This window comes from Amycolatopsis samaneae (assembly GCF_039541975.1).
Taxonomy (GTDB): domain Bacteria; phylum Actinomycetota; class Actinomycetes; order Mycobacteriales; family Pseudonocardiaceae; genus Amycolatopsis; species Amycolatopsis samaneae.
In genome coordinates this window covers 597,498-623,396 of record NZ_BAABHG010000003.1, presented here as the reverse complement: position 1 = coordinate 623,396, position 25,899 = coordinate 597,498, and the positions used below count along the sequence as shown (strand labels likewise).

28 protein-coding genes and 1 pseudogene are annotated in these 25,899 nt (G+C 71.0%); 10 read left to right on the top strand and 19 right to left on the bottom strand.

Annotation, left to right across the window (positions count from 1 at the left end; translation table 11 throughout):
* Positions 1-27 precede the first annotated feature (27 nt).
* The 6 genes from ABD987_RS10075 to ABD987_RS10050 all read left to right on the top strand — a co-directional run bounded on the left by ABD987_RS10075 (position 28) and on the right by ABD987_RS10050 (position 5,978).
* On the top strand, positions 28-1,698 hold the full coding sequence (locus ABD987_RS10075) for an amidohydrolase (protein WP_345389495.1): 1,671 nt from the start codon (positions 28-30) through the stop codon (positions 1,696-1,698).
* Positions 1,695-1,907, top strand: coding sequence for a DUF3311 domain-containing protein (locus ABD987_RS10070; protein WP_345389492.1), 213 nt, complete (start codon positions 1,695-1,697; stop codon positions 1,905-1,907). Before ABD987_RS10075 ends, ABD987_RS10070 begins: the two co-directional genes overlap by 4 nt.
* Entirely contained in the window at positions 1,907-3,340 is a 1,434-nt protein-coding gene (locus ABD987_RS10065; RefSeq protein ID WP_345389490.1) for a sodium:solute symporter family protein, read from the top strand. Before ABD987_RS10070 ends, ABD987_RS10065 begins: the two co-directional genes overlap by 1 nt.
* Positions 3,341-3,522: 182 nt before the next feature.
* Positions 3,523-4,077: a hypothetical protein gene (locus ABD987_RS10060; RefSeq protein ID WP_345389487.1), complete on the top strand. Its 555-nt coding sequence runs from the start codon at positions 3,523-3,525 to the stop codon at positions 4,075-4,077.
* Positions 4,074-5,171, top strand: coding sequence for an MAB_1171c family putative transporter (locus tag ABD987_RS10055; RefSeq protein WP_345389484.1), 1,098 nt, complete (start codon positions 4,074-4,076; stop codon positions 5,169-5,171). The genes ABD987_RS10060 and ABD987_RS10055 overlap by 4 nt, the downstream gene beginning before the upstream one ends.
* A 144-nt stretch (positions 5,172-5,315) precedes the next feature.
* Positions 5,316-5,978, top strand: coding sequence for a DUF4097 family beta strand repeat-containing protein (locus ABD987_RS10050; RefSeq protein WP_345389481.1), 663 nt, complete (start codon positions 5,316-5,318; stop codon positions 5,976-5,978).
* A gap of 105 nt (positions 5,979-6,083) precedes the next feature.
* Here ABD987_RS10050 and ABD987_RS10045 read toward each other — a convergent pair.
* The 4 genes and pseudogenes from ABD987_RS10045 to rlmN all read right to left on the bottom strand — a co-directional run.
* A pseudogene (locus ABD987_RS10045) lies at positions 6,084-6,215 on the bottom strand (dual-specificity RNA methyltransferase RlmN); the annotation flags it as partial.
* Between the two features lie 112 nt (positions 6,216-6,327).
* Positions 6,328-7,275, bottom strand: a complete 948-nt coding sequence (locus ABD987_RS10040; RefSeq protein WP_425551077.1) for a cold-shock protein — start codon at positions 7,273-7,275, stop codon at positions 6,328-6,330.
* A gap of 412 nt (positions 7,276-7,687) precedes the next feature.
* On the bottom strand, positions 7,688-7,963 hold the full coding sequence (locus ABD987_RS10030; RefSeq protein WP_378214013.1) for a hypothetical protein: 276 nt from the start codon (positions 7,961-7,963) through the stop codon (positions 7,688-7,690).
* Positions 7,964-7,992: 29 nt separating this feature from the next.
* Positions 7,993-9,099: a dual-specificity RNA methyltransferase RlmN gene (gene rlmN / locus ABD987_RS10025; protein ID WP_345389478.1), complete on the bottom strand. Its 1,107-nt coding sequence runs from the start codon at positions 9,097-9,099 to the stop codon at positions 7,993-7,995.
* Between the two features lie 135 nt (positions 9,100-9,234).
* Between rlmN and ABD987_RS10020 the strand changes: the two genes are divergently transcribed.
* A complete protein-coding gene (locus ABD987_RS10020; RefSeq protein WP_345389475.1) occupies positions 9,235-9,837 on the top strand; it encodes a PadR family transcriptional regulator in 603 nt (200 codons plus the stop codon).
* On the opposite strand, the gene ABD987_RS10015 is transcribed toward ABD987_RS10020, so the two are convergent.
* Complete coding sequence (locus ABD987_RS10015) at positions 9,777-10,616, bottom strand: class I SAM-dependent methyltransferase (RefSeq protein WP_345389473.1); 840 nt, start codon at positions 10,614-10,616, stop codon at positions 9,777-9,779. The two genes, ABD987_RS10020 and ABD987_RS10015, sit on opposite strands and share 61 nt — an antisense overlap.
* Positions 10,617-10,736: 120 nt before the next feature.
* On the opposite strand from ABD987_RS10015, the gene ABD987_RS10010 reads away from it, so the two are divergent.
* Positions 10,737-11,579 (top strand): VOC family protein, encoded by an 843-nt coding sequence (locus tag ABD987_RS10010; protein WP_345389470.1) that lies wholly within the window; start codon positions 10,737-10,739, stop codon positions 11,577-11,579.
* A gap of 79 nt (positions 11,580-11,658) precedes the next feature.
* Here the strand turns inward: ABD987_RS10010 and ABD987_RS10005 are convergent, their stop codons facing one another.
* From ABD987_RS10005 to rpsB, 5 genes are all read right to left on the bottom strand, one after another.
* Entirely contained in the window at positions 11,659-12,564 is a 906-nt protein-coding gene (locus ABD987_RS10005) for a phosphatidate cytidylyltransferase (protein WP_345389467.1), read from the bottom strand.
* Positions 12,564-13,121 (bottom strand): ribosome recycling factor, encoded by a 558-nt coding sequence (gene frr / locus ABD987_RS10000; protein WP_345389464.1) that lies wholly within the window; start codon positions 13,119-13,121, stop codon positions 12,564-12,566. The genes ABD987_RS10005 and frr overlap by 1 nt, the downstream gene beginning before the upstream one ends.
* 51 nt (positions 13,122-13,172) lie before the next feature.
* Positions 13,173-13,916, bottom strand: a complete 744-nt coding sequence (pyrH, locus tag ABD987_RS09995) for a UMP kinase (protein ID WP_345389461.1) — start codon at positions 13,914-13,916, stop codon at positions 13,173-13,175.
* Positions 13,917-14,037: 121 nt separating this feature from the next.
* Positions 14,038-14,853, bottom strand: coding sequence for a translation elongation factor Ts (gene tsf / locus ABD987_RS09990; protein ID WP_345389458.1), 816 nt, complete (start codon positions 14,851-14,853; stop codon positions 14,038-14,040).
* 94 nt (positions 14,854-14,947) lie between these two features.
* Entirely contained in the window at positions 14,948-15,808 is an 861-nt protein-coding gene (gene rpsB, locus ABD987_RS09985) for a 30S ribosomal protein S2 (RefSeq protein WP_345389455.1), read from the bottom strand.
* Between the two features lie 375 nt (positions 15,809-16,183).
* Between rpsB and ABD987_RS09980 the strand changes: the two genes are divergently transcribed.
* Positions 16,184-16,750, top strand: coding sequence for a murein hydrolase activator EnvC family protein (locus ABD987_RS09980; RefSeq protein ID WP_345389452.1), 567 nt, complete (start codon positions 16,184-16,186; stop codon positions 16,748-16,750).
* 2 nt (positions 16,751-16,752) lie between these two features.
* Here the strand turns inward: ABD987_RS09980 and ABD987_RS09975 are convergent, their stop codons facing one another.
* From ABD987_RS09975 to ABD987_RS09950, 6 genes are all read right to left on the bottom strand, one after another.
* The gene (locus ABD987_RS09975; protein ID WP_345389449.1) at positions 16,753-17,535 is read right to left on the bottom strand and encodes a hypothetical protein; all 783 of its coding nucleotides are present in this window, start codon (positions 17,533-17,535) and stop codon (positions 16,753-16,755) included.
* Positions 17,536-17,619: 84 nt separating this feature from the next.
* Positions 17,620-18,468 carry a FliA/WhiG family RNA polymerase sigma factor gene (locus tag ABD987_RS09970; protein WP_345389446.1) on the bottom strand — a complete coding sequence of 283 codons (849 nt, stop codon included), beginning with the start codon at positions 18,466-18,468 and terminating at the stop codon, positions 17,620-17,622.
* Positions 18,469-18,577: 109 nt separating this feature from the next.
* On the bottom strand, positions 18,578-19,576 hold the full coding sequence (locus ABD987_RS09965; RefSeq protein WP_345389443.1) for a tyrosine recombinase XerC: 999 nt from the start codon (positions 19,574-19,576) through the stop codon (positions 18,578-18,580).
* A gap of 57 nt (positions 19,577-19,633) precedes the next feature.
* Complete coding sequence (dprA, locus tag ABD987_RS09960) at positions 19,634-20,776, bottom strand: DNA-processing protein DprA (protein WP_345389440.1); 1,143 nt, start codon at positions 20,774-20,776, stop codon at positions 19,634-19,636.
* A gap of 292 nt (positions 20,777-21,068) precedes the next feature.
* The gene (locus ABD987_RS09955; RefSeq protein ID WP_345389437.1) at positions 21,069-22,583 is read right to left on the bottom strand and encodes a YifB family Mg chelatase-like AAA ATPase; all 1,515 of its coding nucleotides are present in this window, start codon (positions 22,581-22,583) and stop codon (positions 21,069-21,071) included.
* A complete protein-coding gene (locus ABD987_RS09950; protein ID WP_345389434.1) occupies positions 22,584-22,979 on the bottom strand; it encodes a YraN family protein in 396 nt (131 codons plus the stop codon).
* A 226-nt stretch (positions 22,980-23,205) separates the two neighbouring features.
* On the opposite strand from ABD987_RS09950, the gene ABD987_RS09945 reads away from it, so the two are divergent.
* Positions 23,206-23,763 carry a hypothetical protein gene (locus tag ABD987_RS09945; RefSeq protein WP_345389431.1) on the top strand — a complete coding sequence of 186 codons (558 nt, stop codon included), beginning with the start codon at positions 23,206-23,208 and terminating at the stop codon, positions 23,761-23,763.
* A gap of 11 nt (positions 23,764-23,774) precedes the next feature.
* Here ABD987_RS09945 and ABD987_RS09940 read toward each other — a convergent pair whose 3' ends face one another.
* The 3 genes from ABD987_RS09940 to lepB form a co-directional block, all read right to left on the bottom strand.
* Positions 23,775-24,098, bottom strand: a complete 324-nt coding sequence (locus tag ABD987_RS09940; protein ID WP_003096226.1) for a DUF2469 domain-containing protein — start codon at positions 24,096-24,098, stop codon at positions 23,775-23,777.
* Entirely contained in the window at positions 24,095-24,874 is a 780-nt protein-coding gene (locus ABD987_RS09935) for a ribonuclease HII (RefSeq protein ID WP_345389907.1), read from the bottom strand. Before ABD987_RS09935 ends, ABD987_RS09940 begins: the two co-directional genes overlap by 4 nt.
* A 77-nt stretch (positions 24,875-24,951) precedes the next feature.
* The gene (gene lepB / locus ABD987_RS09930) at positions 24,952-25,896 is read right to left on the bottom strand and encodes a signal peptidase I (protein WP_345389427.1); all 945 of its coding nucleotides are present in this window, start codon (positions 25,894-25,896) and stop codon (positions 24,952-24,954) included.
* Positions 25,897-25,899: the final 3 nt, after the last annotated feature.

Here is a 25,899-nt window from a genome sequence, read left to right as displayed (position 1 = left end):
GCCAGAGCACGTCCGCGAGGAGGTTCGGTGGAGGATTTCGCGCGCAGGGCCGAAGCAGACCGGGCCGCCGACTTCGTCGCGCTGGGCGGCACCGTGCTCACCCTGGACGGCGCGGGCAGGCGGGCGAACGCGATCGCGGCGCGCGCCGGGCGGATCACCGCGATCGGCACGGACCGCGCCGTCGCGGAACTGATCGGCCCGGACACGAAGGTGCTCGACCTCGGCGGCCGCACCGCGATCCCCGGGTTCGTCGAATCCCACAACCACCCCGCGTTCTTCGGCATGACGCTGGCCGCGCCCGTGGACGCCGGGAGCCCGCCCAACGACACCATCGGCGACATCGTGGACCGCGTTGCCCAAGCCGTGGCCGATCGCGGTCCCGGGGAGTGGATCCGGGGATTCCGCTACGACGACACGTTGCTCGCCGACCGCCGCCATCCGGCGCGGTCCGATCTGGACGCCGTCTCCCCGCGCAACCCGGTCGTGCTCACCCATGTGTCGGGGCATTTCTGCGTGGTCAACTCGGCGGCCCTGCGCGCGGTCGGCGTCGACGCGGCCACCCCCGACCCGCCCGGCGGGCACATCGCCCGTGACGAGCGCGGGGAGCCGACCGGCCTGCTCGCGGAGACCGCCGCGTTCCTCGTCACCTCACGGCTGCCCGGCCAGAGCGCCGGCGAACTGGCCGCCGCGCTGCGGCTCGCCGACGCCGAATACCTGGCCAACGGCATCACCTCGGTGCACGACACCGGGATCGGCCTCATCGGTGGTGCCGCCGAACTCGACGCCTACCGCGCACTGCGGCGCGGCGGCGAACTGCGCACCAGGATCCGGGGTTACCTGATCGACGGGCTCGTGCCGGGCCTCGCCGAAGGCCGCCCCGAACGTCCCGATGGCGAGAACGCGGACGAGCGGTTCGCGCTGACCGGCGTCAAGATCATCGCCGACGGCTCGATCCAGGGCCGGACCGGCTGCCTCGCCGAGGGCTACACCTGCGCCCCCGGCGAGCACGGGATGATGCTGATCGAGCCCGCCGTCCTCGGCCGCCGGATCGCCGCGCTGGACGCCGCGGGCTGGCAGGTGGCGGTGCACGGCAACGGGGACGCCGCGATCGACGCCGTCATCGACGGCTACGCCCGCCTCGGCGCGCCGGACGGAACCGGGCGCCGTCACCGCATCGAACACTGCCAGACGGTGCGGGAGGACCAGCTCGACCGGATGGCCGCGCACGACGTGCTCGCCTCGTTCTTCATCAAGCACGTGTACTACTGGGGCGATCGGCACCGCGACACGTTCCTCGGCCCGGACCGCGCGCGCCGGATCAGCCCGCTGGTCTCGGCGAAGTCCCGCGGAATCCACTTCGGACTGCACTCCGACACGCCGGTCACCCCGGTCCCGCCGCTGGAGGGGATCTGGTGCGCGGTCCGGCGTGTCACGCGCGAGGGCGCGGTCCTCGGCCCGGAACAGGCGGTGGACGTGGAGGCCGCGCTGCGCGGCTACACCATCGACGCGGCCTACCTGGCGGGCGAGGAAAACCTCAAGGGCAGCCTCGAAATCGGGAAGCTCGCCGACCTCGCGGTGCTGTCGGAGGATCCGACCGCGGTGGACCCGGACCGGATCCGTTCCCTGCGCGTCGAGGCGACGGTGAGCGGCGGCGAAGTCGTCTGGTCCCTTCCCCCTGCCCCGGCGCGTCCGCGATGATCCGCAGCTGGCCCAGCGTCCTCATCGGACTCGGCGTCCCGGCCGCCGCGCTGCTGATCGGGATTCCCCTGGTGGCAGGCAGCACGGCCTCGGTCTTCGGCATCCCGCTGGTGTTCTTCTGGGTTTTCTGCTGCTGCCCGCTGACCACGGCGTGCCTGTGGATCAGCTGGCGTTTCTTCGACCGCCCGCACTACCCCGAGGACGACTGATGCTCATCGCGACGGTGGCGGTGGTGATGGCGGCGTCGATCGCGCTCGCGGTGTGGGCCGGTCGTGGCAGGCGCGGCGGCGGGATCTCCGAGTTCCTCGTCGGCGGCCGGTCCTTCCCCGCCTGGCTGGTGTACTTCCTCGCCGTCGGCGAGGTCTACAGCATCGGGACGATGATCGGCTTCCCGAGCGGGATCTACGCGCACGGCGCGAGCTACGGGATCTGGTTCCTCGGCTACATCCTCCTCGCCTACTCGCTGGGCTACTTCCTGGCCCCGCTGGTGTGGCGGGCCGCGAAACGGCACGACGCCATGACTGTGCCCGACGTCTTCGGCCGCCACTACGGCAGCCGTTCGCTGGAACTCGTGACGTCCGTGACGATGCTGATCGCGCTGGTGCCGTGGGGCCAGTACCAGTTCATCGGCCTGCAGGTGGTGCTCGGCAACCTCGGGCTGCGGCTGAGCCCGGTGCACTGTGTCCTGCTCGCCGGGATCATCGCGTTCGTCTACATCTCGGTCTCCGGCGTGCGCTCCCCGGCGTTCGTGTCCGTGCTCAAGGACATCTTCATGCTGCTCGGCGTGGTACTCGTCGGGGTCGCCGCGGTGCTCGCCGCCGGTGGCACGGCGAAGATCAGCGGGCCCGAGGTGCTCACGAGCGCGCAGACCACCATGGGCGGCCAGGGGCTGGTGTTCGCGATGACCACGATCGCGTTCCAGAGTGTCGTGTTCTATCTCGGTTTCGGCGGCTCGTACGTGTTCCCCGCCCGGTCCGAGCGAGCGGTGAAGAGCTCCACCGTGTGGATGCCGCTGTACATGCTGATCTACCCGTTCCTGGTGCTCGCCGCCTACTACGGCGTCCGCGCGCATCCCGGCCTGGCGAACCCGAACACGGTGTTCATGGTGACCGCGCGGGGCCTGCTGCCGGAATGGCTGCTCGGGCTGGTCGCCGCGGGGGCCGCGCTGTCGGGGGTGCTGGTGCTCGCGGCGACCGCGCTCAGCATCGGCGGGATGGTCTGCCGCAACCTGGCGCCGAACGTGAGCCCCGGCACCCAGCGCCGGTGGACGGTGATCGCCGTGGCCGGTTTCCTCGTGCTGGCCGCCGTGCTCACCCTCGTCGCCTCGACGCTCATGCTGACCGTGCTGAACCTGACCTACACCCTGCTCGCCCAGGTCGTGCCCGGCTGGCTGGCGATCCTGTTCGCGCGGCGGGTGCGGACCTCGGCCGTCATCGCCGGCATGGTCCTCGGCGTACTGGCCTCCATCGTCCTGTACGTCACCGACGTGTCCTTCGGCGGCGTGAACCCCGGGCTGGTCGCTCTCGGCGTCAACCTGCTGGCGGTGTTCGGCTGGAGCCGGTTCGCCCCCGGCACCCCGCGCGAACCCGTCGCCAGTGCCGACGCGCCCCGTCCGGCCCGGTACTCCTCGGTGGCGAACTGATCGCGGATCGCGGTTGCGCCGACGGGCCCTGCTGGACCGTCCCGGTGTCGTCTACCGTAAGGAACGGCCCGGGGCAGGCCTTACGTCGAACGGGAGTCGGAAACGGCCGGACAGTGGGTGATTCACTACCGTCGGTGATGCTTCGAGAAACGGACACACGCACGCTGATAGCAGGGTGATCGGTGAGGGAACGCGAGTTGCGACGCCGCTGCAGGCGGCTGCTGAACGAACTGGACATCCAGCCGCCACTCGACGTCCTCGAACTGTGTCAGAAGGTGGGAGAACAACGGGGTCGCCCGATCCGGCTGATCGCGCACCGGATCCCGGTGCCCGGCCCGTTCGGCGCCTGGATCGCCACCGGCAAGGCCGACTACATCGTGTACCAGCAGGACACCAGCAAGGCCCACCAGTGCCACATCATCCTGCACGAACTGGGCCACATGCTGGCGGGCCACAGCACCACCACGGAGGACGACATCCTGGTCGCCGAACTGACCCCGGACCCCGCCCCACCCGGTGACCTGCGCGAACGCTACCCCGACCTGGAACCGGGTTCGGTCCGGCGCGCCCTGCGGCGCACCTCCTACGACACCGACCACGAGCGGGAAGCCGAGACCGTCGCGACGATCATCCTGGAATGGGCGTCCGTGCTCGACCGGATCGCGCCGGAGTCGTCGGACGAGGCCACCGCGCAACGGATCGAGACCGCGCTGAGCGAACGGCTGGGCTGGCTGTGAACAGCAAGGTCGCGCTGACCGTGATCCAAGGGGTGATCCTCTACCCCGCCCTGCTGTGGAAGAGCTACCAGCTCATGCGGGCGCCGAAGGACGTGGCGCGCTGGATGGTCACCGCCTGCCTCGCCTGCTTCGCCGCGTCCTACCCGTTCGGTCTGCTGGCGGGAAAGGTGGACCAGCCGGACCCCGGGCCGATCGTGCCGCTGCTGTTCCAGCACGTCTTCCTCTGCGGGCTCGTCTACACCCTGGCCTGTTTCTTCCTGTTCTCGGCGCTTCCGGCCGCGCGGGCGCGACGGCGTGCCTGGCTGGAGGCGGTGCCGCTGGGCGCCGCGATCCTGGTGATGGCGGTCGTCACGGTGCTCATGCCGGACGTCCCGCCCGCGCGGTACCCGCTCGCCGGGATGTCGATCTTCTACCTCACCGCCGATCTGTACCTGACCTACGGGATCGCGAGCGCGTGCTTCTTCGCGCGACGCTACGCGCGGGGCGCCTCACCCCGGCTGGCCCGCGGGCTGACGGTGGCGTCGTTCGGATTCGCCATCGGCGCGGTGGGCGGGGCGACGCTGATCGCGGTGGTGCTCGTGCACTGGGCGGGGGCGATCATCCCCTGGCTGCTGGTGCAGGCCACGGTCTTCCTGGTGTTCCCGAGCGCGATCCTGCTCGTGATCGGGCTGTCCTACCCCGGCGTCGCCACCCGGGCGGCCGCGGCGCGCGTGTGGTGGCAGCACCTGCGGATGTACCACCGACTCGGTCCACTGTGGACACGACTGCACGAGGCGTTCCCGGAGGACGCGCTGAGCCGGAAGCCGCTCAATCCGTGGCGGGACGCGCTGAGCCTGCGCGGCGTGCACCGCCGCTACTACCGGCGGGCCGTCGAATGCCGCGACGGCCTGGTCCGGATCAGCCCGTACCTCGCGCACCTGGGCCAGGACGGCTCGCTGGCCGACCAGCTCACCGAGGCGCTGCGCGCCCACGCCCGCGGCGAACCGGTGCCGGAGGAGGGCATGCCCGTCGCCCTGCCCGAGGGCAACAGCCTGGACGACGACGTCCGCGAGCTCGTCACGCTCTCCGAGTCGATGCGGACGGCCGCGGCCTGACCGGCGGCGCCGTGTCAGCGGCCGCGTCAGCGCGGTGGCCGTCCGGTGTCAGTGCGGGCGGCGATGGTGGTTTCCGTGATCAGCACAGCGATCACGTCGGAACCACCAGCCGCGCCCCGCGCGAACGCACCTCAGGAGAGCATCATGCAGAAGTTCGACACCCCCGCCCCGATCTCCGCCGTCCTGGAGGTTCCCGCCGGGAGCGTGCGGTTCCTCGCCGAGGACCGGGCCGACACCGTCGTCGAGGTCCGTCCCGCGGACGCCACGAAGAGCCGCGACGTGAAGGCGGCGGAACAGACCAAGGTCGAGTACGGCGACGGCGTCCTGCGGATCGAGGCCCCGGCGAAGAACCAGTACTTCGGCCCTTCGGGGTCGCTTGAGGTGACGGTCCACCTTCCGGCCGGATCCCGGGTCGAGGCGAAGGCGGCCGCCGCCGAACTCCGCACCACCGGGCGACTCGGAGATGTCACCTTCGACGGCGCGTACGGCACGATCGAGCTCGACGAAACCGAAAGCGTCCGTCTCACCGCCCACGAGGGAGACGTCGTGATCGGCCGCCTGGGCGGGCCCGCGGAGATCAGCACCCAGCAGGGCGACATCCGCATCACCGAGGCCGTACGCGGCACCGTCCGGCTGACCACCCAGCAGGGCGGGATCTCGGTCGGCGCCGCCCACGGGGTCTCGGCCTCCCTGGACGCCGGCACCTCCTACGGCCGCGTCAGCAACACCCTCAAGAACACCGGGACCGCCGACCTCGACATCCACGCGACCACGGCGCACGGCGACATCGCCGCCCACAGCCGCTGAGTGGCAAGCGACCGCTGTCCGGCAGGGCCGGGACGCCCGAGCGCGAAACGCCTCAGGCGTCCCGGCTGCGTGGATCCAGCGCCTTGACCACCGCAGTGACCAGCCTTCGGCGGCGAGCTGACCGCAGGCGGCGGCGATCTCCTGGCCCCGGGTGTCCCGCACCGTGCAGGCCACTCCCCCGGCGTTGACCAGCCGCACGAACTCCCGCTCCACCGGCTTCGGCGACGCGTCCCACTTAGGGAGATCGATCTCCTGGAGGAGGCTGCAGCCGCGTTGCTGACGGCATCATCGACGGGGATGAACGAGCACTCTCGTCGGGAAGTGATCAGCCATCGGTGGGGCCGCCTCTTCAGAGGCGTTCGATGCGGTCGGCCTGCGGGCCCCGGTCGCTCTGACGCACCGCGTACCGGACCCGGTCGCCCTTCTGCAGCGGCTCCGACCCCATGATCACGGACGCGTGGGCGAAGAGATCGTCGCCGCCTGCGTCCGGGGTGATGAAGCCGAAGCCGCGGTCGTCGTCGTAGCGCGCGACGACGCCCTCGCCGCCTCGTACGGGCGCGTCCCGCGCCGCCGGCCCTGCGGCCGCGGCAGGTGCCGACCGCTGCGGCGCCGTCTGGGGCTCAGCACCCCGGACCAGCTGCACGTCGCGGGCCTGCGGGCCCTTGTCTCCACTAGCCACCTCGTAGGCGACGCGGTCGCCCTCCGCGAGCCACGTCAGCCCCTCGGCCAAGGCCCGGGCGTGAACGAAGACGTCCCCGGCGCCGGAATCGGGGTTGATGAAGCCGAAGCCCTTGTCCTCGTCGTACCAGGCCACCGTGCCGTCGGCACCGTCCGCGATACCAGCCGCAGCGGGTGAGCCGGCCCCTGCTCCTAGCGGGATCACGTGCCCGGCCTGCGGGCCGCGCTCGCCTTCGACGATCAGGAAGGCCACCCGCTGGCCCTCGGTGACCACACCACCGGTCACGATGGCGGAGCTGTGCACGAAGATGTCGGCGCCGCCGCCGTCCGGCGACGCGAAGCCGTACCCCTTGCCCGGCTCGTACCAGTTGACGGTGCCGAGCAGGCCCACGGCGCTGCCGGTGGCCGCATCGGCGGTGACGCGAACGCGCAGCGCCTGGGGCCCGCGGTCGTTCTCGCCGACCTCGAACACGACGGCCTGCCCCTCGCGGAGCACTTTCGCGCCGCCGTCCCCGACGATCTCGGAGGCGTGCACGAACACGTCCGGCGAGCCGTCCTCGGGCGCGAGGAAGCCGAAACCACGTTCGGCGTCGAACCAACGGACGGTTCCTTGCGGCATCAAAGGCTCCAGGTCGAGAGGGCGGGCACTGGCCCCCAGTCTCTCTGACAGACCTCCGGTCCGTCGGGCCGGGCCCACAGGCGGGCGGTGCGGAGCCAGGGGCGGGCCGTTGGTTCACCTAGCGACCCGCCGAGTTTTGAGACCAGGGCTTAGCGCACTCGCCGCCGCCTACGGCGTAGCCGCCACCATCCAGCCGCATCTCGCGACAACCATGCACCGCGCTGAACCTGGATTGTCGCCACGATACGTACTGTCACCATTACCGGAAGCAGTATTGCCGCCAGCCGCCGGGTCAAGTCTGCTCTCGAAGCCGGGTCGAACAAGTGGCAGCTAGACACGCTCGTGCCGGGCGGTGTCCAGCTGTTATGGGTTCGAGCCGACGAGGTCGCGGGCACCCACCTCAGGCGGCCGTTCAGCGGCTAAGCCAGGGAGCGAGCAGCATCTCCAGGTCAGCGTCCGTTAGGGCCCGCGGCCCGCCGTGGAACTCGTGCCACCGCGACGCGTCCCGCGCGGCGGTGTACTCGACCTCGAACGCGCGCATCAGCACGTACATGAACGTCACCGAGCTGAATCGCTCACCCAGCAACGTCCTGGCCTCACGCGCGACCTCCGTCGCGCCACGGCCGACGACGTCGGCGAGCCTCAGCTCGTCCGCGGCCGGATCCAACAGGCTGGGGGCATACATCACGACACGATCTCCATCACTGAAACAGAAACTCAGCCTTCGGCGGCGAGCTGGCCGCAGGCGGCGGCGATCTCCTGACCACGGGTGTCCCGCACCGTGCAGGCCACTCCCCCGGCGTTGACCAGCCGCACGAACTCCCGCTCCACCGGCTTCGGCGACGCGTCCCACTTGCTGCCAGGCGTCGGGTTCAACGGAATCACGTTGACATGCACCAGCTGTCCCAGGTGCTTGCGCAGCCGCTTCGCCAGCAACTCGGCACGCCACGGCTGATCGTTGATGTCCCGGATCAACGCGTACTCGATCGACACCCGGCGGCCTGAGGTGTCCGCGTAGTACCGGGCGGCGGAAAGCACCTCGTCCACCGACCACCGGTTATTCACCGGCACCAGCGTGTCCCGCAGCTCGTCATCCGGCGTGTGCAGCGAAACCGCCAACCGCACCTGCATCTTCTCGTCGGCCAGCTTGCGAATGGCCGGCGCCAACCCCACCGTCGACACCGTCACCGAACGCTGCGAAATCCCCAGACCGTCCGGCGCCGGATCGGTGATCCGCCGCACCGCCGCCACCACCCGCTTGTAGTTGGCCAACGGCTCGCCCATGCCCATGAAGACGATGTTCGACAGGCGGCCGGGACCGCCGGGCATGAGGCCGTCCCGCATGACCGCGGCGGCGGAGCGGACCTGGTCGACGATCTCCGCGGTCGACAGGTTGCGGTCGAGGCCGCCCTGACCGGTCGCGCAGAAGGGGCAGGCCATGCCGCAGCCCGCCTGGCTCGAAATGCACAGGGTCGCGCGGTCCGGGTAGCGCATCAGCACGCTCTCCAGCAGCGTGCCGTCGTGCGCGCGCCAGAGGTTCTTGCGCGTGGTGCCCTCGTCGGTGGTGAGCGCCCGGACCTCGGTCAGCAGCGGCGGCATCAGCTCGTCGACGAGCCGCTGGCGCGAGGTGGCCGGGATGTCGGTCATCGCCTCGGGATCGACGGTGAGGCGGGCGAAGTAGTGGTTGGACAACTGCTTGGCGCGGAACGGTTTCTCACCGAGCGCGGCCACGGCCTCGGCGCGCTCGGCGGCCGAGAGGTCGGCGAGGTGGCGCGGCGGGAGGCCGCGCTTGGGCGCGTCGAAGACGAGGGGGAGGGCAGTCATAGCAGGTCAAGTGTCCCATGCCGGGCGTTGCGAGCCACATCACACCATCGTTGTTGCCAAACGACCGTTTCCGATATATCGTGAACGTGTCGGAATACTTCGACAACGATTCTCCTGACGAAAGGACTTCAGCCCATGAGGCGACACCAACACTTCCCCCGCGAACGTGGCCGGGCGGACTTCGGGCCGTGGGCCCGTGGCGGCTTCGGCGAATTCCCCCCGGGGCGCGGGCACGGCCCGCGTGGACGACGGGGCGGCGGCAGGCGCAGCAGGCGCGGCGACGTCCGCACCGCGATCCTGGCGCTGCTCGCGGAGCAGCCCCGGCACGGCTACGAGATCATCCGTGAGATCGGCGAACGCAGCGGCGGCTTCTGGAAGCCGAGCCCCGGTTCGGTCTACCCGACACTGCAGATGCTGGCCGACGAAGGACTCGTGCTCAGCAAGGACGAGCAGGGCAAGAAACTGTTCGAGCTGACCGACGAGGGCCGCGCCGCCGCCGAGCGGCAGGACGCCACCCCGCCGTGGGAGCAGATCGCCCACGACGTCGACCCGAACGAGGCCGGGCTGCGCAAGGCGGGCGCCGGACTGGCCGCCGCGGTCGCGCAGGTGATGCACGCGGGCTCGGAGAGCCAGCAGTCCCGCGTGGCGGACGTGCTCAACGAGGCACGGCGGTCGATCTACGCCATCCTCGGCGAGGTCGAGGACGAAGCACCGGGGTCACCGGCGGCGGCCGAGTGACCGGGCAGGACGAGGCCGGTGGGCTTGACACGCGTGTGCACGCGATAGCCCACCGGCAGCGTCACCTCCGCGTTCCCGGCGCGGAGCCCCGTTTCGTTGCGGCGGCGCACTTCGGCGATCGCGCGCGCCGCGACCTTCGCACTGAACTCGATCTTCAGCACTGACTCCATCGCGGCGGCGTCCTCGAACCGCCAGCGCGTCACCACCCGGCGGCACCGGAATCCCGCCCGGTCGAAGAACCGCTCGACGGCGGCCGGGTCGTAGTCCGGCAGGTCCTCCCGCATCCAGCTCCCGTACGGATCGCTGGTGACATCGAGGTCCACGATCAGGATCGCGCCGCCCGGCCTCAGCACCCGCTCGGCTTCGCGAAGCCCGGGCTCGCAACCCGGCCCGAAGAAGTACGCGGTGCGCGCGTGCACGACGTCCACGCTGGCCTTGTCGACCGGAAGCCGTTGTGCCCTGCCGTGACGGACCTCCGCGTTCGCCAGGTCCCGCACCCGTTCGGCGGCGTCGCGGGCAAGGGGCTCATGGGGCTCGACACCGAGGACGGAACGGGCGTCGCGGGCGAAGTACGGCAGGTGGAAACCGTCGCCGCAGCCCACGTCGAGCACGTCCCGGCCGGTCCAGTCGTGCTCCTCGCGCAGCACCCGCCAGATCTCGCCGTCGACGTCCTGCGCGCGGTTCTCCACCTCGTAGGCCCGCTGGTAGTACCAGATGTTCGGGCTCGGCACGACCTCGGACCGCCGGGACGGCGTCACGGACCGGGGCAGCCACCGCACTTCGGATCTCCCTTTCCCGGCGTGCTCGGCAGGAGGATCCACGATCTTCCGGCATCGAATCTTGGCGAAAAACTTACTTGGCCCCCATAGACTCCACCGAAGCCCGGAGGGAGACCCAGTATGCCGTCAGGCGCACCCAGCTCACCATCCCCGGTCGCGACGGGGCTCCCCTGCTGGATCGAACTCGGCTGCCAGGACGAGGCCGCGGCACAACGGTTCTACGGCTCGCTCTTCGGCTGGGAATACACGACGAAACGCGATCCCGCGACGCCGGAACGGCGCTACTCCATCGCGACCTCCGACGGGGTCCAGGCCAGCGGGCTGTACCGCGCGAGACAGGGCATGCACGGCTGGGTCCCGCATCTGGCGGTGCCGCACACCGCGAGCGCCGCCGAATGGGTCACCTATCTCGGTGGCCGCGTGACGCTCGGGCCGCTGCCCATCCCCCACCGCGGCGCGATCCTGCACGTGCTCGACGCCTGCGGCGCGCCAGTGGTGTTCTGGGAGGTCCCGCCGAACTGGGAGTTCGCCACCGGCCGTCCCGGCACCTTCAGCGGCGCCGACCTCAACACCCACGACGGCGCGGTCACCGATCACTTCTACTGCAAGCTGTTCACCTACGCGAGCCATCAGATCGGCGACGGCGACTCGATGGACTACGTGGAGTGGATGGTCGGGCACGAGCCCGTCCTCTACCGCTACGTCATGGGCCCGGAGTACCGCCGCGACACTCCCCCGCACTGGCTCGTCTACTTCGACATCGAACCGGCCCGCGGTGCCGACGGCGCCGCCGCCGACGCGCGATCGCTCGGTGGCGCCGTCGTCGTCGATCCCTACGACACCCCGTACGGCCGGATGGCGATCCTCGCCGATCCGGACGGTTCGGTGTTCGCGGTGATCGACCACTCGCGGGTGACCGAGAACTGGGGCACCGCCGAGGTCGACGACCCCTACGACGACTGAACAGGCCCGGCGGGAGCGACACTTCGGTGCCAGGCGAACTGTCACCCGGACGGCCGCCGGGACGCCTGGCCGGGCGAACTCAGGGAATCGGCACGAAGGCCGAGAGCAGGAGCCAGGAAACGACCGCCGAGGGCAGCAGCGAGTCCAGGCGGTCCATCAACCCGCCGTGACCGGGCAGCATCGTGCCCATGTCCTTGATCCCGAGGTCGCGTTTGATGAGCGACTCGACGAGGTCGCCGAGCGTCGCGGTGAGCACCACGGCGACGCCGAACAGCATGCCCTGCCAGGCGTGTCCGTGCAGCAGCAGGCTGAGCGACAGCGCGCCGGCGACCAGGCCGGCGACCATCGAGCCCGCGAAGCCCTCCCAGGTCTTCTTGGGGCTGATGGACGGCGCCATCGGGTGCTTCCCGCCGAGGACACCGGCGATGTAGCCGCCGGTGTCCGAGGCGACGACGCAGATCATGAAGGTGAGGACCCGGCCGACGCCGTCGTCCGGATCCACGAGCATCGCCGCGAACGCGCCGAACAGCGGGAGGTACGCGGCGGCGAACACCGAGGCCCCGACGTCGCGCAGGTAACCCTGTGCGCCCCCGGGCAGCCGCCAGAGCAGGCAGGCCAGCACGGTCAGCACGAACGCGGTGACCAGGCCCTCGCGGCCGAACGGCCAGGCGAGCCAGATCATCGCCTGCCCGCCGACCAGCACCGGGACGAGCGCGACCCGGATGTCCGCGGCCCGGCGCAGCGCCCCGGCGAGCTCGATCGTGCCGACCGCGATCGCGATGGCCACGATGCCGATGAACAGATGACGGACGGTGAGCAAGGAGACGACGATCGCCGCGCCCAGCACGAGGCCGACGGCGATGGCCGCGGGGAGGTTGCGGCCTGCTTTGGAGACCTTCTTCGCCGGTTCCGGCTGCTCGACCGGCTCCGGCTCGGGTGCCGGGGTGTCCACCCGGTCCTCGCGGTCCTCGCTCACCTGGCTCATCAGACCTCGAGTAGCTCGGCTTCCTTGTGTTTCACCAGGTCGTCGACCTGGTGCACGTAGGTGTCGGTGAGGTTCTGCAGCTCCTTCTCCGCGTGCACGACCTCGTCCTCACCCGCCTCGCCGTCCTTCTTGATGCGGTCCAGCTCTTCCTTCGCCTTGCGCCGGATGCTGCGGATGGAGACGCGGGCGTCCTCGCCCTTGCCCTTCGCGACCTTCACCATCTCCTTGCGGCGCTCCTCGGTGAGCTGCGGGATGACGATGCGGATCACGTTTCCGTCGTTGCTCGGGTTGACACCGAGGTCGGACTCGCGGATCGCCTTCTCGATCGCGACCAGCTGGGTCGTGTCGTAGGGCTTGATCAGCGCCATCCGGGCCTCGGGGACGTTCACGCTGGCCAGCTGGTTCAGCGGCGTCGGCGCACCGTAGTACTCGACGACGATGCGCGAGAACATCGACGGGGTGGCCCGGCCGGTGCGCACCGACGTCAGGTCCTCCTTCGCGACGGACACCGCTTTTTCCATCTTCTCCTCGGCGTCGAGGAGGGTCTCGTCGATCACGGCTACTCCCGGTGGTTGTGATGGTGGGCGCTGCGATAGATCCCAGCAGGTCTAGGCCGATACCCCGTCGGCGGGGGTACTGACCAGGGTGCCGATCCTCTCACCACTGACCGCACGGGCGATGTTCCCCTCGGTGAGCAGGTTGAACACGATGATCGGCATGTTGTTGTCCATGCAGAGGCTGAACGCGGTGGCGTCGGCGACCTTGAGATCCCGCTCGAGCACCTCGCGGTGGCTGATCTCGTGGAACATCTCGGCGCCCGGGTCGCTCTTCGGGTCGGCGGTGTAGACCCCGTCCACGGCCTTGGCCATCAGGACCGCCTCGCACCCGAGTTCGAGCGCGCGCTGGGCGGCCGCGGTGTCGGTGGAGAAGTAGGGCATGCCGACCCCGGCGCCGAAGATGACGACGCGGCCCTTCTCCAGGTGCCGCTCGGCGCGGCGCGGGATGTAGGGCTCGGCGACCTGGCCCATCGTGATCGCGGTCTGCACGCGGGTGGGCAGCCCCTCCTTCTCCAGGAAGTCCTGCAGCGCCAGGCAGTTCATCACGGTGCCCAGCATCGCCATGTAGTCGGCGCGGTCGCGGTCCATGCCGCGCTGGGACAGCTCGGCGCCGCGGAAGTAGTTGCCACCACCGATGACCACGGCGATCTGGACGCCGGTCCGCGCGACCGCGGCGATCTGCCGGGCGACCGAGTGCACCACGTCCGGGTCGACACCGATGGAACCCCCACCGAACATCTCGCCACCCAGCTTCAGCAGCACCCGCCGATAGCCGCCTTCGACCCGGTCACCCATTCTCACGCGCCTCCTGTTGTGTGTCTCATGGACTCGTCCCGCGAGCCCCGCCAGACCCGGCTGTGCCCCGTCCCCGATGAGCGGAGACGGGGCACAGTGGAACTTAGCCGTACGGCTTCGGTCAGGCCTGGCCGACCTCGAACCGGGCGAACCGGGTCAGGGTCACGCCCGCCTCGTCCAGCAGGGCCTTCACGGTCTTCTTGTTGTCCTTGACCGACGGCTGCTCGAGCAGGACGTTGTCCTTGTAGTAGGCGTTGACCTTGCCCTCGACGATCTTGACCAGCGCCTGCTCCGGCTTGCCCTCCTCGCGAGCGGTCTGCTCGGCGATGCGGCGCTCGTTCTCGACGATCTCGGCCGGGACCTCTTCGCGGGTCAGGTACTTCGCGCGCAGCGCGGCGACCTGCATGGCGGCGCCGCGGGCGGCGTCGACGTCGTCACCGGTGAACTCGACCAGCACGCCGACGGCGGGCGGCAGGTCCGAACCACGGCGGTGCAGGTACGTCGCGGTCTTGCCCTCGAAGGACACGACCCGGCGCAGCTCCAGCTTCTCGCCGATGCGGGCCGAAAGCTCCTGCACGACCTCGTTGACGGTCTTGCCGTCGAGCTCGGCACCCTTGAGCGCCTCGACGTCGCTGGTCTTGAGGGTCTTCGCGACCTCGACGACCTTCGCGGCGAGCGCCTGGAAGTCGGCGTTCTTCGCGACGAAGTCGGTCTCGGAGTCCAGCTCGATCAGGACGCCGCCGTCGCCGGTGACCAGGCCCTCGGCGGTGGCGCGCTCGGCGCGCTTGCCGACGTCCTTCGCGCCCTTGATGCGCAGGAACTCGACGGCCTTGTCGAAGTCGCCCGCGTTCTCCTCGAGCGCCTTCTTGCAGTCCATCATGCCGGCGCCGGTCAGCTCGCGCAGGCGCTTCACGTCAGCGGCGGTGTAGTTCGCCATCGTGCTTAATCCGTCCTTTTTCAGGTACGTGAAATCTTGTGCGGGGATCGAAACCCGTGCGGCCGGGGGCGACCGGCCGCACGGGCACCGTGGATCAGGAGGAGGCGGTGGCCTGCTCGGCCTCGGCCTTGGCGGCCTCGGTGTTGTCGGCCGCGGCGGCACCGGCGTTCTCGGCGCCGGCGAGCAGCTCCTTCTCCCACTCGGCCAGCGGCTCGTCCGAAGCGACACCCGGCTCCGGCTTCGCGTCGGCCGAGGCGCCGTTGCGGCTGGACCGGGCCATCAGGCCGGCGGCCGCGGCCTCGGCGACGACCTTGGTCAGCAGCGCGGCGGACCGGATCGCGTCGTCGTTGCCCGGGATCGGGTAGTCGACCTCGTCCGGGTCGCAGTTGGTGTCGAGGATCGCGACGACCGGGATGTTGAGCTTGCGAGCCTCGCCGACGGCGATGTGCTCCTTCTTGGTGTCGACGATCCACACCGCGCTCGGCACCTTCGCCATGTCGCGGATACCGCCGAGGGTCTTCTCCAGCTTTTCCTTCTCGCGGGTCAGCGTCAGGATCTCGCGCTTGGTGAGCCCGGCGAAGCCGCCGGTCTGCTCCTGGGCCTCGAGCTCCTTGAGGCGCAGGAGACGCTTGTGCACGGTCTGGAAGTTGGTCAGCATGCCGCCGAGCCAACGCTGGTTCACGTACGGCATGCCGACGCGGGTGGCCTCGCTGGCGATGGCCTCCTGCGCCTGCTTCTTCGTGCCGACGAACATGATCGTGCCACCGTGCGCGACGGTTTCCTTGATGAACTCGAAGGCACGGTCGATGTAGCTCAGCGTCTGCTGCAGGTCGATGATGTAGATGCCGTTGCGCTCGGTGAAGATGTAGCGCTTCATCTTCGGGTTCCACCGGCGGGTCTGGTGCCCGAAGTGCACGCCGCTGTCGAGCAGCTGCTTCATGGTGACGACGGCCATTGCCGGAATCACACCTCTTCTGTGTCGTGCGCGCCGGTGCTCGGACCGGCACGCTGCTCGGTTTTGTCGCGACCGGCCGGGTGGCCGCTCGCCCTGGTGCAGTGCCGGAACCCGGACCCCGTGGTGCGAAACCCCAGGGACCGCCGGGCGCCGTACGTCCTGATTCACCCCGGCTGAAGAGACCGGCTGGTGGACGCGCACGTGCACGCGAAGTCAGCCCGCTCACGCGGACCGCTGAAAAGATTCTACCCCCTGCCACCAGCCCTATCCCCACCGGCGGCCCCGACTTCGCCCGCTTGTCCACAACCTGCCCGGTTGTCCACAGATTCCCGTCCCCGCCACCCCGCCCGCCCCGCGCCCGACACCCTGGAAACCATGACCACGCCCACCCACCACCCCAGTCGGCCATGGCCGATGCCCGCCCTGCTCACAGCCCTCTTTCTCGGGTTCGTCACGCTGGTGACGGCCGCCCCGGCCGCGGCCTCGCCCACGGCGGCGAAGGCCGAGCCACGGCTGTCCTGGCCGTTGTCCCCGGTACCGAAGGTGACCAGGTACTTCGACGCGCCCGAAACGCCGTTCGGCCCCGGGCACCGCGGCGTCGACCTCGGCGCCGAGCCCGGCCAGCAGGTGCTCGCCGCGGCGGAAGGCGTCGTCGTCTTCGCGGGCGTACTCGCCGGGCGAGGCGTCGTCTCCGTCGACCACGACGGCGGCCTGCGCACCACCTACGAGCCGGTCACCCCGGCGGTGCCGGCGGGTGCACAGGTCTACCGCGGCCAGCCGCTCGGCGCCGTCGTCCCGGGGCATCCCGGCTGCGCCGTCGCGGCCTGCCTGCACTGGGGCGTACGCCGGGGGCCGGAGTACCTGGACCCGCTGACCCTCACCGGCGAGCGCGGCGAAATCCGCCTGAAGCCCTTCTTCCTGCCGAACGCTCCGCCGGCCTGACCTCAGACCGCGATCGCCCCGAACAGGTCCACGATGTCCCGCTGCAGCGTCATCACATCCGTCCCCGCGTATAGGCCCTGCCCGGGGCCGGGCTCGCCGCCGCGCGGTCCTTCCGGGTGTGCCGCCGCGACGGCCCGTACCTGGTGGGCGGGGTCGGGGAGATAGGTCAGGCCCTCCACGCCGAACCGGGCACGACCGCCCGGCCTCGCCGCCTCACGGCCCACCAGGTCGGTGAGCACGGGCGGCCCGGCGAAGGTACCGGTGTAGAACTCGATCACCGGGATCTCGTTGACCCCGGTCACCTTCCACACGTACGCGGCGTGGAATCGCCCGCCCAGCTCGATGGAGAGGACGTCACCGGGACGGAGGAACGTCAGGGAGCGGGGGCGCCGCGGCTTGTGGGTCAACGGTTCGGGCGTGGAACGGAGGAAAGCCTTGATATCCGCCGATTGCCTCTCGAAGGCATCGGACAACACCACCTCGCGGTTGAGCTCGTCCACCGCTTCGACCGCCTCCGCGGTGACCGCCGCGTCCTGAAAACCGTACTTGTGCAGGACCGTGGCGAGGGCCACCCGGACGACGTTCTTCGTCAGCGAAGGCACGTCGTCCGCCTCGAGAACGCAGCGCCACCGGGCGCGCACCGGAGTGATCACCTCGCGGGCGAGGTCCTCGTAGGCGTCGGCCGGGCGGCACATCTGCCGGTGTACCCAGCGCGCCAGCTCCTCGTCCAGTGCCTGGACGTGTCCCCTCGCCGCCAGCTTGTCCAGCACCTGCTGATGTTTCACGACACTCCCCCACCTCGGTCCGGCGATGACCAGGCTACCCATCGCACCGTCCGAAAAGGACGGCAGACCCAGTCGCGGAGCAGCTCAGGGTGAGGACTGCTCGACGAGCTTGGCCCGCAGGCGCATGACGGCGCGGGTGTGCAGCTGGCTGACCCGCGACTCGGTCACCCCCAGCACCTTGCCGATCTCCGCGAGCGTCAGGCTCTCGAAGTAGTAGAGGCTCACGACGATCTTGTCCCGCTCGGTCAGCTGCGCGATCGCCTGCGCGAGCTGCCGCCGGTTGTCCTGGTCGACGAGGACCGCGACCGGATCGACCGCGTCGTCGTCGGGCAGCGAGTCGACGAGCGAACCGCTGTCCTTGCCCGCCGCGACGAGATCTTCGAGCGCGACGACGCTGGTGAGCTGGAGCTGCCCGTAGAAGTCGCGCAGCTCGTCGACGGTGATGTCGAGTTCCGTGGCGAGTTCGGCGTCGGTCGGGGTGCGGTGCAGCCGCGCGCCGAGCCGTTCGAGGGCACGCTCGGCCTCCTTCGCCTTGCTGCGCACCGCGCGCGGCACCCAGTCCTGGGACCGCAGGTCGTCCAAGATCGCACCCCGGATCCGCTGCATCGCGTACGTCTCGAAGCGCAGGCCACGATCGGGGTCGAACTTCTCGATCGCGTCGACGAGGCCGAAGATGCCCGACTGCACCAGATCACCGACGTCGACGTGGGTGGGCAGGCCGGTGCCGACCCGGCCCGCGACGTACTTGACCAGCGGCGCGTAGTGCAGCACCAGCCGATCGCGGGAGGCCTGGTCCGGATTGTCGGCGAACTGGCGCCACAGAGCCTGGATGCCGGCGTCCACGTCATGACCGGGACGGCCGTCGGCGACGCCGTCCCCGGCGCCGCGGGCGGTCACCCCGGTGGCTTCGGTGACATGAGATCCCGCGGTCATTGCACCGTCGTTCTCGGCATGCGGCTCAGTATGGTCTCCGTGCTCGTGCGGATGCGCGTGCGCCGCCGGTTCCGGCGCCGACGTTCCGACCGAACCACCACCGGCCTTCTCAGGCCCGCGGATGTGCTCGATCATGGATCGCCTTCAACCGGTCGACGGTCACATGAGTGTAGAGCTGCGTCGTAGCAAGCGTAGCGTGACCGAGCAGTTCCTGAACGCTTCTGAGATCGGCACCCCCTTCCAGCAGATGGGTGGCCGCCGAATGCCGCAGGCCGTGCGGCCCCATATCGAGGGCTCCCGGCACCGAACCGACGGCGTCGTGCACCACCCGCCGCGCCGTGCGCGGGTCCAGCCGCCTGCCCCGCACGCCCAGGAAGAGCGCCTGCTCCCCCGCCGCGGCGACCAGCTCGGGCCGCCCCTCCTCCAGCCAGGCGCGGACCGCCTCCGCCGCGGGGACCCCGAACGGCACCACCCGCTCCTTTCCCCCCTTGCCGAGCACGATCACGACACGCCGGGAGAAATCGGCCGAAGCGACGTCGAGACCGCACAGCTCGGAGACCCGGATCCCGGTGGCGTAGAGCAGCTCCAGTACCGCCAGGTCCCGCAGCGCCACCGGATCCCGTTCGGCCGCGCCCACCTCCGAGGCCCGCATCACCTCCCCGGCCTGCTCGGCGCGGAGCACGCCGGGCAGGGTCCGGTGCGCACGCGGGGCGGCGAGCCGCCCGCCGGGGTCGGCGCCCAGATCGCCCCGCCGGTGCGCCCAGGCGGTGAACGTCCGCGCGGAGGCCGCGCGGCGGGCCAGTGTCGTCCGGCTCGCGCCGTCGGCCCGCTGCCGGGCCAGCCACGCCCGCAGCACGCCGATGTCCAGCGCCGCGAGCTCCCGGAGCGGTGCCTTCTCCTCGCCCGTGCCGGTGAGGAACCCGAGCAACGACACCGCGTCGCCGACGTACGCGCGCACCGTGTGCGCGGACAGGCCCCGCTCGAGGTTCAGGTGCCGCTCGTAGCCGGTGACGACCTCCTGGACCGGCCCGGGCAGCGCGGCGCGCAGCGCGCGCAGATCCGGTCTGCGGGCACGGCGGCGGTTCCCGGCGGGATTCGCGGACGGCATGGTGATCACGCTGCGCGATCGGCCGCGGCTGGTCAAGCATCGCCACACCCGGCCGCCCTAGGAACGTCGCGGACATCGCCGCCACCCCGCCTCCCCTCGGCTCGCGAAGCCGTCGATCTCCAGCGCCGGCAGCAGCGCGCGCACCGTGTGGACGGGAACGCCGGAATCGGCCGCGACGCGGTCCGCCGAGCGCCCCGCGCGTGACGGGAGCGCCTCGTACACCCGCAACGCCTCCGGCGCGAGCCCGTCGGTGGCGCGCCGTGGCCGTTCCGGTTCGGCCCCGCCGCTCCCGAGCCTGCCGACCGTTTCGACCACCTCCTCCACCGAGGCGACGAGGGTCGCCTGCGATTCGCGGATCAGGGTGTGACAGCCCACCGACGTCGCCGAGGTGACCGGCCCCGGCAGTGCCATCACGGCCTTCCCGAGCGCGCCCGCGGTCCCCGCCGTGTTCCTGGCGCCGCTGCGGCGCCCCGCCTCCACCACCACCGTGCCCTCGGTGAGCGCCGCGATCAGCCTGTTCCGCACGAGGAACCGGTGCCGGGCGGGTGGGGTGCCAGGCGGGTACTCGCTCACCACGGCGCCGCCGTTGGCGGCGATCCGGTCCTGCAGGCTGACGTGACCGGCCGGATATCCGGCGTCCAGCGCGCAGCCCAGTACCGCCACGGTCGGCCCGCCCGCGGCGAGCGCTCCGCGATGCGCGGCGCCGTCGACTCCGTAGGCAGAACCGGAAAACACCGCCATACCGCGGTCGGCCAGGCCATACGCCAGCTCCGTCGCCTGGTGTTCTCCGTACGCGGTCGCCGCACGCGCGCCCACGATGGCGACGGCGCCGTCCACGACTTCGGCCAGTGACAGCTCACCCCGCACCCACAACGCCAGTGGCGGTGAGCTGCCCTGGACTCCGCGGGCCGCCGCCAGCGTCAACGAGTGCAACGGCCACGCGGGCCACTCCTCGTCCTCGGGAACGACCAGCCGCGCGCCCGCCGCCGCGGCCCGCGCCAGATCGTGATCGGCACGGTCGTACTCGCGCCGGGCACTGGTCTCCTCCCGGACCTTGGGCGGGCAGTCGCCACGGCGGACACGCTCGGCCGCCACCACCGGCCCGTGCGCGCCGACGAACCCGACCAGACCGGGCGCCGGGGGTTCGGCGACACGGAGCAGGTACGCCCGCGCCTTCCGCTCGGACTCGACGGTACTCATGTTTCCTCCCGATCCACAGCATCGGAGCAATGGAACGACTTGTCCCGCAAAGAAAAGGTCAACCTCGATCTGTCCTCAAGGGACAGTCCACCCGGCTCGGCCGCCACCGTGGGACGTGCCGGGGGACTCGGCGCCGGCGGCTTCTGCAGGACCGGACCGGGAGCACGCGACCCGGTGTGGGGCCGATCCCGCGCGTCGTACCCGGGCTCCGGCCGGCAGCACGCCTCCAGCCGAAACGCCATGCCCGCCCGTCCGCGCCGCGCCGGAAGACGGCGGCGGCCCCGGAACCTCCTCATGCCGCGCTCCGTTCCCGGAAACCGAGCGCCGCGGACACGTGCTCGCCGCCGGGCCGCGCCGCGCCGTCCAGATCCGCGAGCGTCCAGGCGATCCGCAGACATCTGTCGGCGCCGCGCGCGGTGATGACGCCCCGGTCGAGCGCGCGGTCGAGGACCGTGGTGGTCCCCCTGGGGAGGCTGAACTCCCGGCGCAGGACCGGGCCCGGCACCTCGGAGTTCACCCGCCAGCCGTGCTCCCGCCACCGCCGCTCCGCCCGCTCCCTCGCGGAGAGGACCCGCTCCCGCACCCTCTCGGACCCTTCCGGGGTGTCGACCTCGTGCGCGCTGATCGCCGTCAGCGGGCGCAGTCGCACCCGGAGATCGACCCGGTCCAGCAGCGGGCCGGAGAGCCTGCCGAGATACCGGCGCCGGGCGGTGGCGGAACACGTGCAGTCGGTTTCCTTCGGTGGCGCGCACGGACAGGGATTCGTCGCCAGGACGAGCTGGAACCGCGCCGGATAGGAGACCGCGCCCTTCACCCGCGCGATCCGCACCTCGCCCTCCTCCAGCACCGTGCGCAGGGACTCCAGCCGCTGGCCGCCGAACTCGCAGACCTCGTCGAGGAACAACACCCCGCGATGCGCGCGGCTGATCGCGCCCGGCGAGGCCAGGCCGCTGCCACCGCCGATGAGCGCGGCGACCGTGATCGAGTGGTGCGGTGCCACGAACGGCGGCACGGTGACCAGCGGTGCCGTCCGGGACAGCGAGCCGTCGACCGAATGCACCGCCGTCACCTGGAGCGACTCCTCGGGTGACAGCCGGGGAAGCAGTCCCGGCAGCCGCTTCGCGAGCAGGGTCTTGCCGACCCCGGGCGGCCCGGTGAGCAACAGATGATGCCCGCCCGCCGCCGCGACCTCCAGTGCCCACCGCGCTTCCGGCTGGCCCACGACGTCGGCCAGGTCGGGGACGGACGGCGGTGCCGACGCGGGCTCGGGTGGCCCGGGCGGCTGGAGTTCTGTCTCGCCCTTCAGCCAGCCGACCAGATCGGCCAGCCGCGCCGCGCCCGCGACCTCGACCCCGTCGACGAGCGCCGCCTCGAACAGCGACTCCACCGGGACGACCGCGCGGACGAACCCCGCCGCACGCGCGGCCAGCAGCCCGGGGAGCACGCCGCGCACCGGACGGATCCGGCCGTCGAGGGCCAGTTCGCCGAGCAGCGCCGTGCGGATCAGCCGCGTCGCCGGGACCGTGCCCATCGCGGCCAGCACCGCGGCCGCGATGCCGAGGTCGTACCCGGAGCCGACCTTGGGCAGGTTCGCCGGGGAAAGCCCCAGCGTCACCTTCCCGTCCGGCCATGGCTGGCCGGAGTTGCGAACCGCGGACCGCACCCTGTCCTTGGCTTCGCGCAACCCCGCGTCGGGCAGCCCGACGAGGGTGACACGGCTCAGCCCGCCGCCGAGATCCGCTTCGATCTCGATCATCCTGCCGTCGATGCCGAGAACGGCGACCGACCACGCCTTCGCGATCGGCATCTAGAACGCCGCCTCGATGTGCCGGACACGCGGACGCTCGCCCGGGCACGCGAGCACGGTGACGACGTCGTAGCGCGTCCGGCACCAGCCGACGCGGAACGTGCGCAGCCACTGGTGCGCCGCCCGCCGGACCCGCTCGGCCTTCTCCGGGGTCACGGTCTCCGAAGGCAGGCCGTACTCGGTCCCCGAGCGGGTCTTGACCTCGCAGAACACCACTCTCGCCCGGTCGGTGAGCACGAGGTCGAGCTCCCCCTCGCGGCAACTCCAGTTCCGGCTGAGCAGGACCAGCCCCGCGCGCTGCAGGTAGCCCGCCGCCAGCTGTTCGCCCCAGCGGCCGAACTCGCGACGCCAGTGCGTCGTGGCCCCCTGCGCGGGACGGTGCGCCAAACCCGTCATCGTGCCCCCTCGGCATCCCGTGATCACCGGCGACCGGCGGTGGCCGGTCGTCACGGTGCGTGTGTGATCAACGGTGCCAGGGTGAGCGGAACGGGCACCAGGCCCGATTCGTCATCCTGTGGATAACCGGGGTGCTGTGGACAACCGGCCCGTCGCGCGGCCCGAGCCACGGAAACTGTCGGCGTGAGGTGCTATGCGTACGTCCCGCGACCGGGATACTGCCGAGGTGACACGGAGCAGCTGGCTGGCCGACACGGTTCGTGCCTTCACCGCGTTGCGGGGAACCCATGTCCGCTCCTGGACCGGCGTGGAAATGGCCTTACGCGAGGAAACGCCCGACGGCCCGCAGTTCGAGGACCCGGACGTGCCGTGCCTGCAACTGTTGTCGCTCCACGCGGAGCTGGACAGCACCACCACATACTTCGCCACACATCAGGACGACGACGTCTGGGGCCTGTGGCTCCCGTCGCCCACCGACGCCCAGCGGCAGGACGCCGAGCGGAACGACTGGCACGGGATCTACCGTGCCCGGCCGCTGGCCGAGCTGCCCACCGGCCGCGTCGACCAGGTCGCCCTCGTCACCGACGAGCAGGTCGTCGCCGAGGTGCTGCTGCACATCGACGGGCGGCCGCTGCTCCTGCTGGCCGGTGAGCTGTACGAGACCGCGGGAGACACGCTCCGGTACCACCGGCTCGACGAATCGGTCCTGGCGTTCACCGACCCGGGCGCGGCCGGGGAGCTGAACTGGACACCGCCCCGGCAGCCGCCCTCGGACGGGTGCTGACGGCGGCGGGGTCAGCCGGAGAAGGGGCCGTCCTCGGGCAGCCTCAGGTCGGGCTTGTCGAGTTCCTCGACGTTGACGTCCTTGAAGGTGATGACCCGGACATGCTTGACGAACCGGGCCGGACGGTACATGTCCCAGACCCAGGCGTCCGACATCCGGACCTCGAAGTACACCTCGCCGCCGCCGTCCCGGACCTGCACGTCGACCGCGTTGGCCAGGTAGAACCGCCGCTCGGTCTCCACCACGTACGAGAACTGGCCAACGATGTCGCGGTACTCGCGATACAGCGAGAGCTCCATCTCGGTCTCGTACTTCTCGAGATCCTCAGCGCTCATGAAACCCGCGCCCCTCCTCGCGATCGTCCGGCCGCCGGTGCGGCAGAGCGTTCATTGTTACCCACCCGGCGGGCCAGGGCACGGACCGGCACGCTCGGGTTTTCCAGCGCGGCGTAGGTGAGCACGACCCGATGCGGCGGGGTGAGGCCGTGCGCGGCGGCCGCGGTGGCGACATTCGTGTACGACCAGCGGTGCGCGGCGCTCGGCCCGTGCTTGGTCAGCGCGGCGATGTGATCGGCGGTGCTGTAGCCCTTGTGCACGTCGAAACCGTAGTCCGGCAGGTCCTCGTGCAGCCCGGCCATGATCCGGTCCCTGGTCACCTTCGCCAGCACGGACGCCGCGGCGATGCTGGCCACGGACCGGTCGCCCTTGATCACCGCCACGCTCGGCGCGGGCATACCCGGCACCGGGAAGCCGTCGATCAGGACATAGCCGGGAGTCTGCCGCAGCCCCGCGACCGCGCGCCGCATGGCCTCGAGGTTCATCACCCGGATCCCGAACAGGTCGACTTCGGTGGAGGGCACGACCACGACCGTGTAGTCCAGTGCCCTGGCCAGCACCCGGTCGTAGACCCGGTCCCTGGCCTTGGCGGTGAGCATCTTCGAGTCGGTCAGCTCGGGCAGGCGGGCCGCGTCGCCCGGCTTCAGCACGCAGGACGCGACGACCAGCGGGCCCGCGCAGGCACCCGCGCCCGCCTCGTCGACTCCGGCGACCGGGCCCAGACCTCGGCGTTCGAGGGCGCCCTGGAGGCCCCAGAAGAGCTCGCCGCGCACCACGGCGCGGGGTGGCCGCGGCGGCTCGGCCGCGGCACGGGGAACGGGAACTGTCAAGGCTGGATTACCCCGTCCGGGAGTCAGGTCCGGCGTTTCCGCCCGGTGGCCGCCCTGCGGACGCCCGCGGACAGCTTCCGGCCGACGAGCAGCGTGGGCCACGCGGCCGCGACACCGACGCCGAGCGGGAGCCCGCTCTGCCACGCCGGGGCGCTCAGCGCCACCGGCTGGGCGTTCTCCTGCGGATTGTGGTCGGTGATGCCGCCCCAGCGGTTCGGCGGGAGCACGATGATCCGCGCCTTGCCGATGACATGGTCCACCGGGACCGCGCCGGCGGGACCGCCGCCGCCCTGGAACCGCGAGTCGCTGGAGTCGTTCCGGTTGTCGCCCATCACCCACAGGCTGCCGTCCGGCACCTTCACCGGCGGGAACGACGACTGCGTCTGCTGGCTCGGGTCGCTCCAGTGGATGTACGGCTCGTCGAGTGCCTTGCCGTCCACGACGACCCGGTTCTGGGTGTCGCAGCACTGCACGGTCTGGCCGCCGGTCGCGATCACCCGCTTCACGAAGTCGCGTTCGTCCGGCGGGGCGAACCCGACCAGCGAGCCGAGCCCGCGCAGCGCGCGGACCACGAAGTTGCTCGGCTCCTGTGTGGGGATCTCGTTCTGCGTCCAGGCGGGCGGGCCCTTGAAGACGACCACATCGCCCGGGGAGGGGTCGGTGAAGTCGTAGGTGACCCGGTCGACCAGGATGCGGTCGCCCGTGCATCCGGTGCAGCCGTGCAGCGTGGCCTCCATCGATCCCGACGGGATCATGAACACCTTCGCGAGGAACGTCTGGATCAGGATCGTGAGCACCAGGGCGATCACGAGCAGGATCGGCAGTTCCTTCCAGAAGGACCGCTTCTTCTTCGGCTTGTCCTTCCGGTGTGCCCCGTGGCGCCCCTCGGAGCGGGAGCGCCACGGACGCTCCTCCTCCGGACGTTCGGGCTCATCCTCGGGCGCGTTCTGGGACACGGGTTCGACCACGCA